Annotated in this window: 18 protein-coding genes; 8 read left to right on the forward strand and 10 right to left on the reverse strand. The window is 26.7% G+C overall.

Annotated features, from left to right (window positions below; all coding sequences use genetic code 11):
* Positions 1–54: 54 nt before the first annotated feature.
* The 4 genes from EGD97_RS06510 to EGD97_RS06525 form a co-directional block, all read right to left on the reverse strand.
* Positions 55–1,563: a DUF1846 domain-containing protein gene (locus EGD97_RS06510; RefSeq protein WP_078681803.1), complete on the reverse strand. Its 1,509-nt coding sequence runs from the start codon at positions 1,561–1,563 to the stop codon at positions 55–57.
* Positions 1,564–1,652: 89 nt separating this feature from the next.
* On the reverse strand, positions 1,653–2,924 hold the full coding sequence (locus EGD97_RS06515; protein ID WP_127836836.1) for a hypothetical protein: 1,272 nt from the start codon (positions 2,922–2,924) through the stop codon (positions 1,653–1,655).
* 420 nt (positions 2,925–3,344) lie between these two features.
* Positions 3,345–3,713, reverse strand: a complete 369-nt coding sequence (locus EGD97_RS06520) for a phage holin family protein (protein WP_127836837.1) — start codon at positions 3,711–3,713, stop codon at positions 3,345–3,347.
* A gap of 180 nt (positions 3,714–3,893) precedes the next feature.
* The gene (locus tag EGD97_RS06525; protein ID WP_127836838.1) at positions 3,894–4,658 is read right to left on the reverse strand and encodes a putative ABC transporter permease; all 765 of its coding nucleotides are present in this window, start codon (positions 4,656–4,658) and stop codon (positions 3,894–3,896) included.
* Between the two features lie 482 nt (positions 4,659–5,140).
* Here EGD97_RS06525 and EGD97_RS06530 point away from each other — a divergent pair, with 482 nt between their 5' ends.
* Together EGD97_RS06530 and EGD97_RS06535 are read left to right on the forward strand one after the other, a co-directional pair.
* Positions 5,141–6,292, forward strand: coding sequence for a GerMN domain-containing protein (locus EGD97_RS06530; protein WP_228201978.1), 1,152 nt, complete (start codon positions 5,141–5,143; stop codon positions 6,290–6,292).
* A gap of 175 nt (positions 6,293–6,467) precedes the next feature.
* Positions 6,468–6,926: a DUF3231 family protein gene (locus EGD97_RS06535; RefSeq protein ID WP_078681807.1), complete on the forward strand. Its 459-nt coding sequence runs from the start codon at positions 6,468–6,470 to the stop codon at positions 6,924–6,926.
* 54 nt (positions 6,927–6,980) lie between these two features.
* On the opposite strand, the gene EGD97_RS06540 is transcribed toward EGD97_RS06535, so the two are convergent.
* Positions 6,981–8,537: an ABC-F family ATP-binding cassette domain-containing protein gene (locus tag EGD97_RS06540; RefSeq protein WP_127836840.1), complete on the reverse strand. Its 1,557-nt coding sequence runs from the start codon at positions 8,535–8,537 to the stop codon at positions 6,981–6,983.
* A gap of 247 nt (positions 8,538–8,784) precedes the next feature.
* Here EGD97_RS06540 and EGD97_RS06545 point away from each other — a divergent pair, with 247 nt between their 5' ends.
* On the forward strand, positions 8,785–10,131 hold the full coding sequence (locus EGD97_RS06545) for a DUF346 domain-containing protein (RefSeq protein WP_164850169.1): 1,347 nt from the start codon (positions 8,785–8,787) through the stop codon (positions 10,129–10,131).
* Between the two features lie 246 nt (positions 10,132–10,377).
* Here EGD97_RS06545 and EGD97_RS06550 read toward each other — a convergent pair whose 3' ends face one another.
* Complete coding sequence (locus tag EGD97_RS06550; RefSeq protein ID WP_078681810.1) at positions 10,378–11,349, reverse strand: 2-hydroxyacid dehydrogenase; 972 nt, start codon at positions 11,347–11,349, stop codon at positions 10,378–10,380.
* Positions 11,350–11,533: 184 nt separating this feature from the next.
* On the opposite strand from EGD97_RS06550, the gene pdxS reads away from it, so the two are divergent.
* From pdxS to EGD97_RS06575, 5 genes are all read left to right on the forward strand, one after another.
* Positions 11,534–12,403: a pyridoxal 5'-phosphate synthase lyase subunit PdxS gene (gene pdxS / locus EGD97_RS06555; protein WP_078681811.1), complete on the forward strand. Its 870-nt coding sequence runs from the start codon at positions 11,534–11,536 to the stop codon at positions 12,401–12,403.
* 1 nt (position 12,404) lies between these two features.
* The gene (gene pdxT, locus EGD97_RS06560; RefSeq protein ID WP_078681812.1) at positions 12,405–12,983 is read left to right on the forward strand and encodes a pyridoxal 5'-phosphate synthase glutaminase subunit PdxT; all 579 of its coding nucleotides are present in this window, start codon (positions 12,405–12,407) and stop codon (positions 12,981–12,983) included.
* A 153-nt stretch (positions 12,984–13,136) separates the two neighbouring features.
* Positions 13,137–13,820: an ABC transporter ATP-binding protein gene (locus EGD97_RS06565; protein ID WP_078681813.1), complete on the forward strand. Its 684-nt coding sequence runs from the start codon at positions 13,137–13,139 to the stop codon at positions 13,818–13,820.
* The gene (locus tag EGD97_RS06570; RefSeq protein ID WP_078681814.1) at positions 13,817–14,680 is read left to right on the forward strand and encodes a COG1361 family protein; all 864 of its coding nucleotides are present in this window, start codon (positions 13,817–13,819) and stop codon (positions 14,678–14,680) included. Before EGD97_RS06565 ends, EGD97_RS06570 begins: the two co-directional genes overlap by 4 nt.
* A 1-nt stretch (position 14,681) precedes the next feature.
* Positions 14,682–15,968, forward strand: a complete 1,287-nt coding sequence (locus EGD97_RS06575; RefSeq protein ID WP_127836841.1) for an ABC transporter permease — start codon at positions 14,682–14,684, stop codon at positions 15,966–15,968.
* An 83-nt stretch (positions 15,969–16,051) separates the two neighbouring features.
* Here the strand turns inward: EGD97_RS06575 and EGD97_RS06580 are convergent, their stop codons facing one another.
* The 4 genes from EGD97_RS06580 to EGD97_RS06595 form a co-directional block, all read right to left on the reverse strand.
* Positions 16,052–16,744 (reverse strand): Yip1 family protein, encoded by a 693-nt coding sequence (locus tag EGD97_RS06580; RefSeq protein WP_078681815.1) that lies wholly within the window; start codon positions 16,742–16,744, stop codon positions 16,052–16,054.
* A 220-nt stretch (positions 16,745–16,964) separates the two neighbouring features.
* A complete protein-coding gene (locus EGD97_RS06585) occupies positions 16,965–18,035 on the reverse strand; it encodes a lactonase family protein (RefSeq protein ID WP_078681816.1) in 1,071 nt (356 codons plus the stop codon).
* A 20-nt stretch (positions 18,036–18,055) separates the two neighbouring features.
* Positions 18,056–18,433, reverse strand: coding sequence for a fluoride efflux transporter CrcB (gene crcB / locus EGD97_RS06590; protein WP_078681817.1), 378 nt, complete (start codon positions 18,431–18,433; stop codon positions 18,056–18,058).
* 58 nt (positions 18,434–18,491) lie between these two features.
* Positions 18,492–19,679, reverse strand: coding sequence for an anaerobic nitric oxide reductase flavorubredoxin (locus EGD97_RS06595; protein ID WP_127836842.1), 1,188 nt, complete (start codon positions 19,677–19,679; stop codon positions 18,492–18,494).
* Positions 19,680–20,005: the final 326 nt, after the last annotated feature.

The following is a 20,005-nucleotide window of genomic DNA, read 5'->3' on the forward strand; positions in this document are numbered from 1 at the left end:
AAGCAAATTTAAATATATAATTAAATTTGTTTAATCATCTCTTTCTATTTATTCTTAATTTATATAATAAAGATTTTCTGAAGGATATTGAGCATCACTAGTAACATCTATATCAAGTCTTCTAAATATTTCTTCATCTGATCTGCTTAATATTGTAGTTGAATGTGCTTGACATCCTTTTAACAGTGGAAGTTTTTGAAGTGCTACTTCTGCTATGGGATTTGTAGCAGCACATATGCTAAGTGCAATCAAAATTTCTTCACAGTTTAATGCTGTACTCTTACTTTTTAAATTTTGTGATTTTAAATTTATAATAGGCTCAAGTATTAATGGTGATATAAGATAAATATCATCATCTATATTAGCAAGATATTTAACAGCATTTAAAATTACAGCCGCAGTTGCATTCATAACATCTGAGCTTTTACCTGTTAAAATAGTACCATCTTCTAATTCAAGAGCTACAACAGAACACACTTCACTTCCATTAATTTCTCCTTTTAATTTAGATGCACGTTCTCTTGCAGGTATAACAACCTTTCTATCTTCTGGCTTAAGTTTAAGTTCTTCCATAATAATTTTAATTCTTTGAAAAGTTTCTAAATCAACATATCCTTTTTTATATTCACATGCTGTTTCGAAATATCTTCTTATAATTTCTTGTTTTGAAGCCTCTTTAACAACTTCATCATCAATAATTCCAAAACCAACTCTATTAACTCCCATATCAGTTGGTGATTTATATATAGATTCTTTACCTGTTATTTTTTCTATAATTCTTTTAAGAACCGGAAAAGTTTCTATATCGCGATTATAATTTACAGCTAATTCATTATATGCATCAAGATGAAAAGAATCAATCATATTAACATCTTTAAGGTCTACTGTAGCTGCTTCATAAGCTATATTTAAAGGATGCTTTAAAGGAATATTCCAAACTGGGAATGTTTCAAATTTTGAATATCCTGCAACTTTGCCTCTTTTATATTCATGATAAAGCTGACTTAAACAAGTAGCTAATTTTCCGCTGCCTGGTCCTGGAGCAGTTACTACTACTATAGGTTTTGTTGTTTCAATATATGGGTTTGAGCCATAACCTTTATCACTTACAATATTGTCCACATCTGTTGGATACCCTTCAATAGCTTTATGCTTATATACCTTAATCCCTCTTCGTTCAAGTTTATTTATAAAAACATTAGTAGCAGGCTGCCCATTATACCTTGTTATAACTACACTATTTATATCAAGGTCATATTCTCTTAAGTCGTCTATAAGCCTTAAAACATCCATATCATAGGTTATTCCAAAATCTCCTCTTATCTTATTTCTTTCTATATCTCCTGCATAAACGCAAATAATTACCTCAAGCTTGTCTTTAAGTTCATGAAGTACCTTTATTTTAGCATTTTCATCAAATCCAGGTAATACTCTTTTAGCATGCATGTCAAAAAGAAGCTTACCTCCAAATTCAATATAAAGCTTGTCATAATTATTAACTCTCTCTAATATATATTTTGATTGTTCTTTAAGATATTTTTCATGATCAAATCCTTTTTTCATTTTACCCACCACCAAATTATCATAAGTTTTTCTATATATAATGCTGCAATTTTCAACTTTATTATTATATCACATAGTACAAATCTAATTTACTCTTTTTTGTGTGCATTTTCAATTTCTTTTTTTAATGCTTTAAAATCTTCAAAGTTTAAAACCTCTGCATAATCATCTTCAAAATCATCTATACTTACTTCAGGTTCAACATAGTTTATAATTTCTTCATAAATATTTTTAAAATCAATTGTACCTATAAGCCTTTGAAATTCGTTTTTAGGGCTATTTCCATCTAATAATACTTCTTTACCTAAAGAAGTTATATCAAATCCATTTGCCATAATAAAATAAAGCTTAATCAAAGGAATGTTAGAAATATCTGCCTGAATAAGCTGTTCAAAACTAAACAAAAAATCAAATCTATTATTATAAATAGGCTGTATAAATTGTAAATAGTGCCCAAGCGGAGTCAATAAATAAGCATCCATAATAAATGAAAACTCTACACTTAAAGCAATGCCAAAAAATCTTTCTTCAGGTATTTTATATATTTCGCTTTCACTTATAGGTTTAAAAAGTAATTCACTTAAAGATGTTATATCAATATCAATATTAAATTTTTTAAATATTTTATAACTATATTCATTAAGATTTTGAGAATTATTAAACAATTCAAATAAAGCTTTCTTTGAAAAAGTACTTCTATCAAAATTAAAAGATTGCAATAAAATTTTTGAGGCATTAGAAATTATTGCATCTACTATTTTTTTTAATTGTTCTATTTTAGAAAGGCTGAAAAATTTCTTAACATTATTTAAATTTTGCATAGCTCTATATGTACCAATTGAAGGCATTTTTTTTATTAAATTAAGTTCATAGGCAATATTAGTTAAAAAAGTTACATAAAATATTTCTTTAAAAGTTAATTTATTAATTATTTTATTTCTTTCTTCTTCTAAAAGTAATCCTGACTCATCTATGCCTACATCTGGAGAACAATATTCTAAAAATAACTTAATGTCTTCTAAAACAGGATGGTTATCAATAGTAAATAATTTATATTCATATTTAAATTCCTTTAAAGTTCTGTTTTTATAAATGGGATTAATTATTGGAACTACTCTAAATTTATCCCCAAATTTATCTTGAACTTGAAGATTTGCGAAATTTGAAGGAGACAATGGAGTGTTATCTACAAAAGAAGAATAATACCATATTCTGTAAAAATAAGGTATCGCTTTTACTATAATTCGTTTCTCTTTTGGAGAAAATTCATTATATTCAAAGAAAAAATCTTCTGTAAAAAGTTTAAGTATATCATTCATATATTCATTATTATTGCAAAATTTTAATATATCCTTATTCAATTTTTACATCCTTTCTTACATCCACAAAAATGAACTTTTTTAAAAACTATAACTTATATTATAAACTATATATAATGATAATATAAAGACTAGTATTTATATTTTTTATATTTTTATTATGTGAATATTTTTGTTATATATAATGATTGCACTATAAAAAGTATTTTTATTGAAAATTAACTGTTATATAACTATATAGGTACAATAGTAAACTTTAAATTCTATAATAAATACTAATAATATAATAAATACTATAAATTGTATAAAAAGTTAATTTAAAACTTATTGAAGCTTAATCATATAATTTTATTTTATATATAAATTTAAAGTTTAAATAAATAAAATTTAAGGCAGTTAATAATTTTAGTTAATATTCACTGAAATTACTAACTGCCATTTGTTTTTTATCATTACTAAAAATTATAAAACTTTTCTTCCTGGGAGTATCATATTTATAACTCCTATAATTAATGCGGCTATTATTGCGCTTAACATACTTATATTAAATCCTGATACAATGTAACTTGTTAAGTAAATTATAGCTGCCGATACTAAAAAACCTGTTATACCTCTTCCAAAAGGAGTTGCATCAAATCCTGTAAGCTTTTCTATAAGATAATCTATGACACCTATTACTGCAGAAGCTATAAGAAGCGGCCAAATACCACTAATAGTAAAGCCTGGTGTAAGAAAAGCTACTACAGCTAATGTAATTGCAGAAACAATTATTCTTACAATCATATGACCTATACCAAATTCCTTATCAGCTTCCTTTCTTTTGCCTTCCATAGAAAAACCTCCTTTTATTTTATTTTATATTATGATTATTTAACTTAATCATATATATTATTATTTAAACATAACTCGAATCTTATGTATTATTTTATAATGCAATTTTTTACTTTTTTAAAAGTAATTTTATAAATTTTTAATTTCAAAGTAAAATCAACTTATATTAAATATTTATTTTTATTTTTTCTTAATTTTTTTCTTTATCTCTTCTATAGCACTTTCAAATTTTTTTGAGTTTAAACGTGGATACGCCTTTAATAATCTTCTTTGTCTTAAATTTATTTTAAGAAGTAATTTTTCTTTTGATTCTTTAAGAGCATTTATTCTCTTATCTATAATTAGAATACTTTCTTTATTTATTTTTTCATTCATAAGTTTATCTACATTATTTTTAATCTCCATTAATATGTCTTGAATTTCAGTAAATAATCTCTTAAAAGCAATTAAATTATTTATAGTAAAAATTATATCTAATAACAAAATAATTAATACTGTAATAAATACCAATTTATTGTTTTTATCTACTATCAAATACACAATTTTTGATACTTTAGGATTTATAATTTTAGCAAAAAATACTGAAATAATTCCCCAAAATATTGAAAATCTTAAACAAACATATCCCTTTATATTGAATTTTAAATTAGAATAATCCCACCATCTTGTATTAAAAGCTGCTTCAAGAACATAACCTGTAACTAACTCAATAATTGAAGCTATTAATGCTCCTGCAACAAATATATAAATATAATTATTACTTATTATATCTATCAAGATAATAAGTAATACAGCTGTTGTACCATATATAGGGCAAACAGGTCCTCTTAAAAATCCTCTATTAATAAACCTTTTTTCCCTTAATAAATGATAAATAACTTCTAAAACCCATCCTAAAAAAGAATAAATTATAAAAGAATAAAATAAATAATAAAATTTTTCCATATATCTACCTCTTCATAATATATTTTTATATACTAACAACCTATGTTTAAGTTTTATCTTTTATTAGAAATTATTTGAATTTTATATCATATTAATAATTACAATTGTTTATTACTTTTATTTTTATAATTATCATATTTTCTATTTTATCATTTAAATTTTTTAAATGATAGTATAATTCTAATTTTTATAATATAGCTAAAATAAGAACTTAATATACCCTAAAATAAATAATACATTTTTATTATATCTATATATTGGGATATATCAATATTTTAAAAAGATTTTTATAAGAAATCAGAATATATAGAATATATTTTTTAAAATAATTAGATATTATAATAATTAAATTTTATTATTGTTTATATTTACCTGATTTTGGTTTATAATTAAAGTAACATATTAATTATTTTTTATGAAAAACTAAATTTTAGATGTATAATTTTAAAATTTTACATCTAAATCTCAAGGAGGTGTTTTTAGTGAAAATAAAAAAAATAATATTTACTCTTTTAATTTCAACTTTTTTAATTTTTTCTTACGGATGTAAAAAAGACAATACCCAAAATAATGAAAATAACACTCAAAATTTACAAAATGGATCTATTTTAAATGAAAATAAAAATAATAATCCATCAGTTGAGCCAAAAGATAATAATGCAAATATAGGAGTTAATGAAAATACTTCTAACAATGCTAAATATACTATAAAAGACATATATCCTTTTACATTAAATACGTTATACACTTATGAAGGAAAAGGCAATGAATATGCATCTTTCACAGTTTGGGTAGACTATATTAAAAATGACAAGATACAACTTAGAAAAAATAATGGCGGCACTGAAATTGCAAATGTTATAGAATATAAAAATGGTGAGCTTAAACTTGTTTATTCTAAGGAAGAAACTTATTACAGAGAAGATTTTACTTCTAAAAAACCAAATACTGATGAAATACTTTTAAAAGAACCCATAGTAAAAGGTACTTCTTGGAATGTTTCAAATGACAGAAAAAGATATATTTCTAATATAGATATAGATGTTGATACACCTTTAGGAACATTTAAAGCTGTTGAGGTAACTACAGAAGGTAAAGATTTTAAAGATATAGATTACTATGTACCTCAAAAGGGACTTGTAAAATCTTTATATACTTCAAAAGATATGGAAGTTACTTCATCATTAAAAAAAATCCAAAACAATGCATCTCTTGTTCAAACTGTTAAATTTTACTATCCTAATATAGATGATGATAAATTATATTATATAGATAAAAATTTAACTTTTAAAACTAATGATATAACTAAATTTGCATTTGAAAAAGCATTTAAAGAATCTCCAAATGCAAGCCTCGGAAAACCTTTAAGTCCAAATGCAAAAATTAACAGTCTTTATTTAAATAATGATACAGTTTATGTAGATTTTAATAAAAATTTTATTACAGAAATGAATGCTGGCTCTGGTTATGAATCATTAATTCTTCAAAGTATAGTAAATACTTTAGGCGGCTACTATGGAGTAGACAAAGTTTATATAACTATTGAAAATAAGCCTTATAGCTCTGGACATATTGAAATGAAAAAAGGTGAAGTATTCAAAGTAGATACTAAAAATTTGGTAAAACTTAAATAAAGTTTTAAAACTCCTTTTTTAAATTTATAGGTATTTTATATATTATAATAAGCCATACTATAAAAGGATTAAAAAGATTAAGCAGAATTATAAATTTTAATTACAATGCAAAATAAAACATAATTAACACTAAAATATATTCTGTCTTAATCAAAAAAGAAAGGAGTTTTATATAATGGCATTAACAAACAAAGAAAAAACTTTAATAGAGGATAATTTAAATCAAGAATATATTTGTATAAGAAAATATGAGCAATATGCTTCTTTAGCTTCAGATCAAAATATAAAAAAAGTGTTTACAGACATTGCAGATAAAGAACGTCAGCATGCTGATACATTAAAAGGAATGCTTCAAGGTTCTAATATAACCAGTCAAAATATTTTTGAAACTTATACTAAGCCTGAAAACAATTTATCTAATGTACAGCACGACTTAGGAATTACAGATGCTCAGCTTTTAAATGACGCTTTATCTACTGAAAAACATGTTTCAAGCTCATACAACACAGCTGTTTTAGAATCTGTTGATCCAAATATAAGAAAGCAGCTTCAGCATATCCAGCAGGAAGAACAAAATCATGCTGAAACATTATTTAGAGAAATGCAGTCAAACGGCTGGTATAACCCATCATAGTAAAAAAGCCTAGCAAAAATTTTTGCTAGGCTTTAATAATATTTAATTCTGTCATTATATTATTTTAGTTGTCCAATTTTCACAATTCCAAATTTCAGTTACTATATCTTTGTAAAATTCAGGCTCATGACAAACTAAAAGTATTGAACCTTTATATTCTTTTAATGCCCTTTTAAGCTCAGTTTTTGCATCTACATCTAAGTGATTTGTTGGCTCATCAAGTATTAATATATTTGTTTCTTTATTTATTAATTTTGCAAGTCTTACCTTAGCAGCCTCTCCTCCGGATAAAACCATAATCATACTTTCAATATGTTTTGTAGTTAATCCACACTTTGCAAGTGCAGAACGAACTTCATACTGAGTATATCCAGGAAAATCACTCCAAAATTCTTCAATACATGTATTAGTATTTCCTTCTCTGCTCTCTTGCTCAAAATATCCAATATATTGATAATCTCCAAGTTCAACTTTCCCGCTTATTGGTTTAATTTGTCCAATTAAACTTTTAAGAAGTGTTGTCTTACCTAATCCATTAGCTCCAACTAATGCAATTTTCTGCCCTCTTTCCATATAAAGATTAAGAGGTTTTGTAAGAGGATGATCATAGCCTATAACTAGATCTTTTGTTTCAAATATAACTTTTCCCGAAGCTCTAGCTTGTTTAAAATTAAAAACAGGTTTTGGTTTATCAGAAACAAGTTCAATTTTATTAATTTTATCTAATTTCTTTTGTCTTGATTTAGCCATATTTGCAGTAGCTACATTAGCTTTATTCCTTGCAACAAAATCTTCCAGTCTTGCAATTTCTGCCTGTTGTCTTTCATATGCTTGCTCTAATTGTTTCTTTTTAGCCTCATATACTCTTTTAAATTCATCATAATTTCCAACATATCTTGTAAGACCTTTATTCTCCACATGATATATAATATTAATTACTGAATTTAAAAATGGAATATCATGAGAAATTAATATAAATGCATTTTCATAAGAATTTAAAAATTTTTTAAGCCATTCAATATGAACTTCATCTAAATAATTAGTAGGTTCGTCTAAAAGTAATATATCAGGAGTTTCGAGCAAAAGTTTAGCAAGTAAAACCTTTGTTCTTTGTCCACCACTTAAATCTTTAACATCTTTATCTAACCCCACATCTAAAAGCCCTAATCCTCTTGCTGTTTCTTCTATTTTAGCATCAATAACATAAAATCCATTATGATCAAGCATATCTTGAATTACTGCTGTCCTTTCAAGCATTTTTTCAAGTTCTTCTTCTGAAGCATCGCCCATTTTTTCATATAGTTTATTCATTTCATCTTCTGCATCAAACAAATACTTAAAAGCTTCTTTTAAAATATCTCTTATAGTTTTACCACTCTCAAGTGAAGAATGTTGATCCATATATCCTACCCTAACTTTATTAGACCATTCAATTTGACCTTCGTCTGGAACAACCTTTCCTGTAATTATATTCATAAAAGTTGATTTTCCTTCTCCATTAGCACCTATAAGGCCAACATGTTCGCCTTTTAAAAGTCTAAATGATATATCTTCAAATATAGCTCTATCTCCAAAACCATGGCTTACATTCTTTACAGTTAATATACTCATTAATTTCTCTCCTTGCTTTTTAATTGGAATATATTTATCTTTTATTCTTAACAGATATAACTGTTATTTTGCTACACTGCTACATTAAACTTTAAAATTTAACATATATAGTTTAAATTATATAAACTTATTCTGTCAATTAAAGTTGTGAACTTAAAAATTTATAATATTACTACATATAGTCACCATTTTAATAACAATATCATAAATTATAATTGATAATAGCTTTTTAACCTTAGGAGGTAAAATGTATAATAATTCACCTTTTTATTGTCCTTATTCTATGAATCAAATTATTTGTCCATATTCAATTAATAACAGAAGTGTTAATGATTTTGAAAAATTTGAGGAATTTGATGACTTTGAAAAATTTGAGGAATTTAATAGTTGTTTTAATAATGACTTTAACAGTTTAAATTATTTTAACATGGATGACTTCAATTTAGAAAGAGCACCACAAAAAGAAGTTACTCGAATTTTTAAACTTCTCAGCCAGCAAAGACCTGATCTTTTTAAAGAACTTCAAAAATTTGGAGTAAAAAAAGCAACTATTGATATTCAATTTAGATTAGCTATAGCTTATACTTTAGATAACGAGGCAAAATATACTGGAAATATAGATCAAAAAACTAACTCAATATTTAATAATTTTATGAAATATCAAAGCTGGATTTTTATTTCTCTTCGTGCTTTAGGTGTTCCAAGTAACGTAATTAATAATGTTTTTAAAGATGTAATAAAATTTACTTTAAAAAATATATCTTCTTCTACAAAACCTCCAAGCAGCAAATGGAGTAAATGGGAAAATCTTGGAGGTATATTAAATTCTGCTCCTGCCGCTTCTTCTTGGGGACCAAATAGAATTGATACATTTGCAGCTGGTACTGATAATGCATTATATCAAAAATTTTGGAATGGTTCTAAATGGAGCGATTGGATTAGAATAGGTGGAGTTTTAACTTCAGCTCCTGCTGCTGTTTCATGGGGATTTAATAGAATTGATGTTTTTACAAGAGGTACAAATAATTCTATGTGGCATATATTCTGGAATGGCTCTAAATGGAGCATGTGGGAAGATTTAGGTGGAACATTAACTTCAGCTCCTGCCGCTTCTTCTTGGGGACCAAATAGAATTGATACATTTGTAAGAGGAACTGATAATGCATTATACCACAAATGGTGGGATGGTTCTAAATGGAGTATGTGGGAAAATTTAGGTGGAGAATTAACTTCTTCTCCTGCTGCTGTTTCATGGGGATTTAATAGAATTGATGTTTTTGCAAGGGGAAAAGGAAATCATCTATATCATAAATGGTGGAATGGATCTAACTGGAGTAATTGGGAAGACCTAGGTGGAAATATAACTTCTTCTCCTGCAGTTTCTTCACGTTCAGCTAATAGACTTGAAGTTTTTGCTAGAGATAGTAATAATCAGCTTATTACTAAGAGTTGGAGTGGATCTAGCTGGAGTGGATGGAGTAATCTTGGTGGTGTTTTAACCTCTGATCCAGCTGCTGTATCCTGGGGATTAAATAGAACAGATGTTTTTGTTAGAGGAACTGATAATGCTATGTGGCATATTTGGAAAAATTAAATAATACAAAATAAATTTATTAATCAATAATGAAATTATAGAAGTCGTAAAGCAATAAGCTTTACGACTTCTATTTATTAAAAAATAATCTTATCTTCTATTATATTACCATTGCACGAATTTTGAAATGTTTTCCACATCACTATTATCATTCTCCAAAATTCCCATAATAAGATCAAAATAATTTTGGAAATGATAACTTAGGAATCATAATTAATATGGATTGACTTAAAGAATTACCATATTCTATAAAAGCTCTGGTACTATATTAGGCACTTTTTCTCCAAGTACCCCCTTAACTAAATTTTCTGCTGCTAACATAGCCATATCAAACCTAGTTTTTTCTGTTGCAGAACCTATATGGGGAAGAGTAATAACATTAGGCATATTAAGAAGTTCATTATCTTTTTTAACTGGCTCTATTTCAAAAACATCAAGACCTGCTCCAAAAATTTTTTTATTTTTAAGTGCTTCAATTAATGCTTTTTCATTAACCGTTTGTCCTCTGGACGCATTTATAAATATTGCAGTACTTTTCATAAGATTAAATTCTTCAGCATCAATTAAGTGATATGTTTCTTTTGTAAGTGGTGTCATAAGAACTATAAAATCTGAAATTTTTAAAAGTGTATTCATGTCACAATATTTTGCTCCTATTTTTTCTTCTGCTTCTTTTTTTCTATTTCTGTTATAATAAAAAACTTCCATATCAAATCCAAGCTTTGCTCTTTTAGCTACCTTCTCCCCTATTCTTCCCATTCCAATTATACCTAAATTTTTATGATGAACATCTATTCCAAAAAGATTATCTGAATCTTTAGATTCCCATTTTCCTTCTTTTACATATCTATCTAATTCTGGAATTCTCCTTGCTGAAGATAATATTAATCCAAAAATTAAATCAGCAACAGTGTCATCTAAAACATAAGGTGTATTTGTACCTATAATTTTTCTTTTTTTCATAGCCTCCAAATCAAAATTATTATACCCAACAGAAACATTGCTTACAACTTTAAGCTTTGGTGCAGCATTTAAAAATTCTTCATCTACTCTTCTTCCCATTAAAATTATGCCATCTTTATCTGAAATTTTCTGCAAAAGCTCTTTTCTCGAGATTTTTCCATCTCCCTGCCACATTTCATACTCACAATAAGTTCCAATGTAATCTAAAACTTTTTTAGGAAGTTTTTCTTCTATATATACTTTGGGTTTAATCATAACATTCTACCTCTTTTTTTAAAATTTATATAATTTTATTATATAATACAGCCTTTTAAAAATGCAAATATTTTACATAAATTTATTTTTAAGCTCTCCTTTAAGTGTATGGGTACATTTGAAATTTAATTTATACGTCCTATAATTAATCTTAATAATAAAATAAATTTGGAGGGAATGTTATATGGCAAAATATGAATTAAACAAAAACTTAGCTCAAATGCTAAAAGGTGGAGTAATAATGGATGTAGTAAATGCCAAGCAGGCTATAATTGCTGAAAAAGCAGGAGCATGTGCAGTTATGGCACTTGAAAAAGTACCAGCAGATATAAGAAAACAAGGTGGAGTCGCAAGAATGTCTGATCCTAAAATGATAAAAGAGATAAAAAGTGCTGTATCTATTCCAGTTATGGCAAAAGTTAGAATAGGTCATTTTGTTGAAGCTGAAATATTACAAGCTATTGGGATTGATTTTATAGACGAAAGTGAAGTTTTAACTTATGCAGATGATAAATATCACATAGATAAAAAAAGTTTTGAAGTTCCTTTTGTATGTGGTGCAAGAAATTTAGGAGAAGCTTTAAGAAGAATCGGAGAAGGAGCATCTATGATAAGAACTAAAGGTGAAGCTGGTACTGGAGATGTAGTTCAGGCTGTTAAACACATGAGATGTATCATGGATGATATTAGAAGAGTAAAAAATTCACCTAAAGATGAATTAATGACTTTAGCAAAAGAATTTGAAGCACCTTACGATCTTGTAGAATATATTTGGGAAAATGGTAAACTTCCAGTAGTTAATTTTGCAGCAGGTGGAATTGCTACTCCAGCAGATGCTGCACTTATGATGAAACTCGGTGCAGAAGGTGTTTTTGTAGGTTCAGGAATATTTAAATCAGGAAATCCAGAAAAAAGAGCTAAAGCCATAGTCATGGCAACAACTTATTATAATGATCCTAAAATTCTTGCAGAAATATCCGAAGATTTAGGAGAGCCAATGGTTGGTATAAACTGCAGTGAATTAGAAACTAAGTTTGAAGAAAGAGGCTGGTAGAGTGAAAATAGGAGTATTGTCCCTTCAAGGTGGTGTAACAGAGCATATTAACCATTTAAAATCTCTTAATTGTGAAGCTATAGAAGTAAAAATGGCTGAAGATTTAGATGACTTAGATGGAATTATTCTTCCTGGTGGAGAAAGTACAACTATTGGCAATTTACTAAATAAAACAGGCATTTTTAATAAACTTAAAGAAAAAATATTAAATGGGCTATGTGTTTGGGGAACTTGTGCCGGAATGATATTACTTGCAAAAGAAATTGCCAATGATAATAACAGATATTTACAGGTAATGGATATAACTGTTGTTAGAAATGCTTATGGCACTCAAATTAATAGTTTTTCTACTGAAAAAATAATAGAAGAAGTTTCTAAAGAGCCAATACCATTAGTATTTATAAGAGCACCATATATAAAAAATGTAGGAGATAATGTAAAAATATTATGCAAAGTAAATGATAATATAGTTGCAGCAAGACAGAATAATATTTTAGCAACATCTTTTCATCCTGAATTAACAGATAACCTAAAAATGCATGAGTATTTTATAGAAATGTGTAAAAATTTTAAAAAATAGTTTTTAAAATTCACCTTTTCAATACTAAAATATGTAATAAAAATACAGTAAAGAATTTGTATTAAATTTGTGTAAAAACTTGTTAAATATGTATTTATACTGTATAATAATGGTATGTTTTATTTTTAACAATATATTGAAAGGGGTGAATAAATGCCCATTGTAGAGTGTAAAAATGTAATTAAAAACTTTAATTTAGGTAAAGTTAAAGTAGAAGTTCTTAAAGGAATAACACTTGAAATTAATGCTGGTCAATTCACTGCTATTGTAGGAGAATCTGGTTCTGGCAAATCTACTTTTTTAAATGTATTAGGCGGACTTATGCCTTATGATTTTGGTGAGATTATAGTATCTGGAACAAAAATAAAAAACTTGAACGAAAACCAATTAGCTTTATTTAGAAGAAATCATCTAGGTTTTATATTCCAATCATATAATCTTCTGCCTCAACTTACGGCACTAGAAAATGTTGAAATGCCTTTAATTTTTTTAGGTGTCCCTAAAAAGCAAAGAGAAAAAAAAGCCTTAGAAATACTTGAAAAAGTAGGACTTAAAGATAGAATTAATCATAAACCTAGCGAACTTTCAGGTGGGCAGCAGCAAAGGGTGTCTATTGCAAGAGCTTTAGTAAACAGCCCTGAACTTATTTTAGCAGATGAACCTACTGGTAATCTTGATAGTAAAACAAGCATTGAAATTTTAGATTTATTAAAAGAGTTAAATAAAAGTCTGAATATGACTTTTGTAGTTGTAACTCATTCCAGTCAGGTTTATAACTATGCTGATCGAATTATCAAAATGAAAGATGGCTATTTAGAAAGTGGGGATAATTTATGAAAAAAAAATATATAGCTTTAAGTTTAGCTTGTGCTTTAGTATTAAGTGTACAAGTTACTGCAAAAGCCGAAGATATTACAAATGCAGCTGAATTAAATCAACCTGTTTCTATAAATAATATACAGTCTAAAAAAATATTGATTACAAATGTCTCAAGCAGCGTTAATGAAGTAACTCCAGGTCAAATCTTTGAACTTAAATTTAAACTTGAAAACAATAGTAATAATAAACTTGAAAATGTATCTTTAAAAATTGCAGGTGTTGAAGGCAAAAATTTATTAACGGGTTTTTCTCCTGTGGGAACTACTAATGAAATATATGGTGGAACTATAAACAAAAAAGGAAGCAAAGAACTTTCCATAAAACTTATAAGTGATCCTTCTTTAAAGGTTGGTCTTTATAATTTTATAGTAAGTGTAACTTTTAATTCTCCTGGGAAACCTCAAGAAGAGATAAATAAAATTATAGGTGTTGTTATAAAAAATACTCCAAAGTTAATTATTACTTCTCTTGATATAAACGATAATAAAATCTATTCAAATTTTATTAATGCAGGAAAAGGTCCTCTTAGTAATGTTTTAATAAATTTTAAAGTTAATGATAAAACCTATTCTAAGTATTATGGTACTTTAGATTCAGAGGTTGAAGATAGTTTTGAGGAAAATATAGAACCTGTTTCTTCAGATACTAAAGGTGTCTTAGAAATATCTTATATTGACGAAATGGGTGTTGAGGGAAAAGTTACTAAAGAAATTGATATAAAGTCTTCTGAAACTCAAAAAACTGCTGTTTCTTCAAAGGAAGAAAACAAAAACTCTTTTTGGTCATTTATAAAGAAACTTTTTGGAATTGGTGGTTAAAATGAGATTTAATGACTTATTTCAGCTTATATGGAAAAACCTTTGGAAGAGAAAAAGCAGAACAATATTTACTATGATTGGTGTAATTATCGGATGCATTGCAATATTTACAATAATTTCTTTAGGAAATGGTTTTGAAAAATACATAACGCAAGAGCTTGGAACTGTATTTGATACTTCTGTTATATCAATATCTCCTGCTATTCCACCTTCTATGTTTGGTGCTCCAGTTAGCTCTGAAGAGAAAAAACTAAAAACAAAACTCGATGATAAAGTTTTAAAAGATCTTAAAAATTATGATTTTGTTAAATATGTTGTGCCTAAATTAAATGATTATGGAATTTTAGAATATAAAAAAATATCTACAGGTGTAAGCGTAACTGGTATGCCTATGAAAAATATATCAAAAGATGATAAACTTCAATTGGGAAGATTTGCCGTAGACAATAAAAATGAATGTGTAATTGGATATAAAATAGCTTTAACGCTTCTTGGATATAAAACTACTGATAAACCTGAAGAAAGTCAATTAAATAAGATACTTAGAAAATCAGTAAAACTAAAATTTTCTAATGAAGCAGATCCTTCCTCTAATGAAAAAATAGTAAATCTTATGATTGTAGGTATATCTAAAGAAAGTGCTATGGATGATTTTGTTATAAAAACTCCTTTAAAAGTACTTGAAGATGTTCAAAAATGGAAATCTCAAGATGCTCCAAATAAAGAAGATAAAGGATATGATAATGTAGAAATTATTCTTAAAGATATAAACAAAATAGATGAAGCTGAAAAAATTTTAAAAGACAATGGATATCAAGTAAATTCTTTTAAAGAAATTCAAAAAAGTATAGGAAGTTTATTAGATGGAGTAAAAATTATACTTGCAGCTCTTGGAGGTATATCACTTCTTGTTGCATCCTTTGGTATAACAAATACTATGAATATGGCTATATATGAAAGAAAAAAAGAAATTGGAGTTATGAAGGTTATAGGTGGAAGTGTAAATGATATTAAAAAAATATTCGTAGGGGAAGCTTGCACTATTGGACTTATGGGAGGAATTGCAGCATTAATTATAGGTTTTATAATTAATTTTATAATTAATATTTTAATGAATTTTTATATGAAACAAAATGGAGGGCTAACAAATGTAAAAATAGCCTCAGCAAGTATTGGCTTAATAATGTTTATACTTTTATTTAGTACATTTATAGGTTTTATATCAGGAATACTTCCTGCATCAAAAGCAGCAAAACTTGATGTAATAAGTTCTATTAAAGATGAATAAAAAAGGCTTTACTAAGTAAGCCTTTTTTTATTTAAGTTAATTATAAAAATCTACTTTAATGTGATAGTAAAATAATTATTTCCTTAAGGTGCCATGTTTTGCATTGTTTGCGTAAAGCCTACACTAATAAGTGAAAAAATCAAAAGTACTGCCCATATTATTATTACTATAATAGCAGCTTTTTTCCTGCTTAGTTTAAACACAACCGAAATGCCTATGGCAAGTAAAACTATTCTCCAAAGCCCAAATATATTAAAAGCCTTTATAAGTGCATCTCCTATGGTTACATTAGCTGTTATACTATTAGTATTTAATTTAGAAATTGCAGATATTAAATTTCCAACTGCCACAGGATAATAAGCAAGTACATATGTTGATACCATTTGTTTATATGTTCCATTACCGCCAAAGATTTTAGCTAATGCAAAATAAATTGCAGAAGATAGATAAATTAATATAAGCAAACTTATTATTCCTGTTATAATTACAACTACAGGTGATGTCATAACATCTGTAATACCTTTTGCCATTTGAGCAGCCGAAGGATCAATTCCCTGAATCTGCTGATCCATGGTTTCTTGTACTATTTTTTTTGAAACTTTAGATGAAACTACACTTGTTATACTTGATATTATAGCTATAATAATAAGGTTAATTAAATACTTTGGTTTTTCAATAAACTGCTCAAAAAGCTTCTGTGGTTTAATAAAAAAGAATTTAATCTTTTCTACTAAAGTTAAACTTTTTTCTTGATTTGACATTTCATTTGACTCCATAAATACATCCCCCCAAATATATGCGTTCGTTTTTATTTTAACATAGTTTTTACGAAAATACTATAATTTTTTGTAAAATATAAAAATATTTAACACTAATTGCAATTGTTAGTTTTTATTTTAAGTTTTTTAAAAATAGACTGTTAAAAAACTACTAGCATAAATTTGAGGTAATGTAAAAAATTTTTGTTATATTCTTACTATTATTTTAAAATATTAATTATAAATTATAATTTAAAAATTTTATGCATACAGGGTTTGGAACAAAAATTTCATTTAAGCCTTTTGTTAATTTACCTGTATTTTTATCTCTATCAAAAATTAAAATATTGCTGGAATTTTGATTAGCAGCTAAAATAAAATCTCCATTAGGAGCAATTTCAAAATCTCGTGGAAATGAACCTTCTGTACTTATATGTGATATAAGTTTTAACCTTCCTGTAACACTATCTATGCTAAAAATTGCAATGCTATCATGACCACGATTGCCAGCATACAAATATTTCCCATCACAAGATATATGTATTGCACTCGCAATACTTTCCCCTCTATAATTTTCAGGAAGTGTACTAATATATTCAATTTCATTAAGTGTATTATCCTTTAAAGAATATTCAAAAGTTATAATCTCACTTGTAAGTTCCGTAATTACATAAGCAAATTTTCCATTTGGATGGAATTCCATATGCCTTGGACCACAACCAGGTTTTAATTTTTTAGAAAGTCTCTCTTCTTCTTTTAATTTTCCATTATCAAATGCATACAAAGCCACTTTATCTATACCTAGATCAACAGCACAAAGATATTTTTGATCAGGAGTTAAAGATGAATAATGTATATGTGCCTTTTCTTGCCTTTCTTTATTAGGTCCTGAACCTTCATGTTTAATTACAAAAGAATTAGGTTTGATTTCTCCATTTTCACCTATTGGGAAAACTTCTACAATACCTCTATGATAATTTGCAGAAAATAAAAATTTATTTTCCTTATCTAAACTGACATGACAAGGCGAACTTCCTTTTGATAATTGATAATTTATAAGATTTAATTTACCCGTTGAAGTATCAATTGAATAGGCAGCCACACCACCCATATCATCCTTTTTCATAACAGAATAAAGATATTTATTATCCGAACTTATAGCTAAATATGTAGGATTTTCAATTTCTGCTGCAAGTTCTGCATTTTCTATTTTTTTATCTTTTGTATCTACTGTAACTTTATATATCCCTTTACTTTCACCAGTTGTATAAGTGCCAATGTAAGATATAAATTTAAAATTATTTTCCATAATATATCCCTCTTTCTTTATTACTTAAAAAAATGAGCGGCAGACTTTCCTGCCACAACACCACCAAGACTTAAAAATAAATTTAAACAAATGTTTAAAACACCTAAAATATATTTCCCGCTACTAAAAAAGTTAATAGTTTCATAACTGAAAGTTGAAAATGTAGTAAGCCCTCCCATAATACCTGTTGTAAGAAATAATTTTAAATTAGGTGGAATTAAGTCTGATATAAGACTTAATTCCATTATAAATCCAATCAATATACCTCCTGATATATTAACTATTAATGTCCCATATGGAAATTGATTCCCACAGCTTTTAGCTAAATTAGAAGATACAATATATCGTACACAAGCACCAATAAAGCCGCCTATTCCTACATAAAACAATTTCTGCATATTTTTTTCATTCTCCATACAATAAATTATATAATAAAAATTTAACTTTAATTATACTTTAAACCATAGATGCAATTTCTCTTCCATATTGTCTGCATCTTTCTAAAGCTTCTTCATCAGGTACCCATTTTTCTTTTATTCCATCATTTAATATTTCAAATCCACCTTTTTTAAGCTCTTCAGTAATCATTTTTACACTTTCTCCGCCCCAGCCATAGCTTCCAAAAGCTGCTGCTTTTTTCCCTTTAAATCTAAGTCCTCTCATCATTTCTAAAATACCTGCTGTAGAAGATAAAATACCATTATTTATAGTACATGAACCTACAAGTACAGCTTTTGATTTAAATACTTCTGTTATAATATCATTTTTATCAGATTTGCCAGAGTTAAATAATTTAATATTAACATTATTATCTGCTGATTTAATACCCTCTGCAATTGCTTCAGCCATCCTTCTTGTACTATTCCACATTGTATCATATATTATAGTTATTTGATTTTCTTGATAATTTTGAGACCATTCCATATATTTATTTATTATCTGAGCAGGATTTTCTCTCCATATAATCCCATGACTTGGGCATATCATATCAATTGGTAAATTAAATCCCATAACTTCTTCAATCTTTTTTGTTACAAAAGAACTATAAGGTGTTAATATATTAGAATAATATTTTATAGCCTCCTGCATAAGTTCAGCATAATCCACTTTATCATTATACATAAATTCTGACGCGTAATGCTGTCCAAAAGCATCATTACTAAAAAGTATATTTTCACCATTATAATATGTAAACATAGTATCAGGCCAATGAAGCATTCTTGCTTCTATAAATGTTAATTTATTTTTACCAATATCTAAAGTATCTCCAGTTTTAACAGTTACAAAATTCCAATCTTTATGATAATGCCCTTTTATTATGTCTTTACCATTTTTAGTGCAATATATTGGAGTATCCGGTATTTCTTTAAGCAATTCATCTAAAGCTCCGCTATGATCTATTTCAGCATGATTTACTATTATATAGTCTATTTCATTTAAGTCTATTTCATTTTTAAGATTTGAAACAAATTCTTTAGAAAATGGTGCCCACACTGTATCTATTAAAACAGTTTTTTCATCTCTTATTAAATATGAATTATATGAGCTTCCTCTATGTGTAGAATATTCTTCTCCATGAAAAGTTCTTAATTCCCAATCAATTTTACCTACCCATGTAACTTTATCATTAATTTTAAAACTCATAAAAATACCTCCCTAATTTCAATAAATTTATTATATTTTTCTAAATATAATTATAAATACCAATTTGAAAGCTTAAATTGCCTTCTAATAAAATAAATCTGTATAATATTATAACTCTAATGTAATGTATTATTTATATTAAGTCAATAAACTATATTAATTTTAAAAATATATTAACTAATAAATATAAAAAATCTTTAGTAAAATAAGTTATTTACAAATATAATTTTTAAATAACGTCAATAAATAGTAGCAATAAATATTTATTTTTAATAATATATAATACAAATATTTAACTTTATTTTATAAATAGCAAAATTTAATTA

It is taken from the genome of Clostridium prolinivorans, assembly GCF_004011155.1.
Taxonomy (GTDB): Bacteria; Bacillota; Clostridia; order Clostridiales; family Clostridiaceae; genus Clostridium_AT; species Clostridium_AT prolinivorans.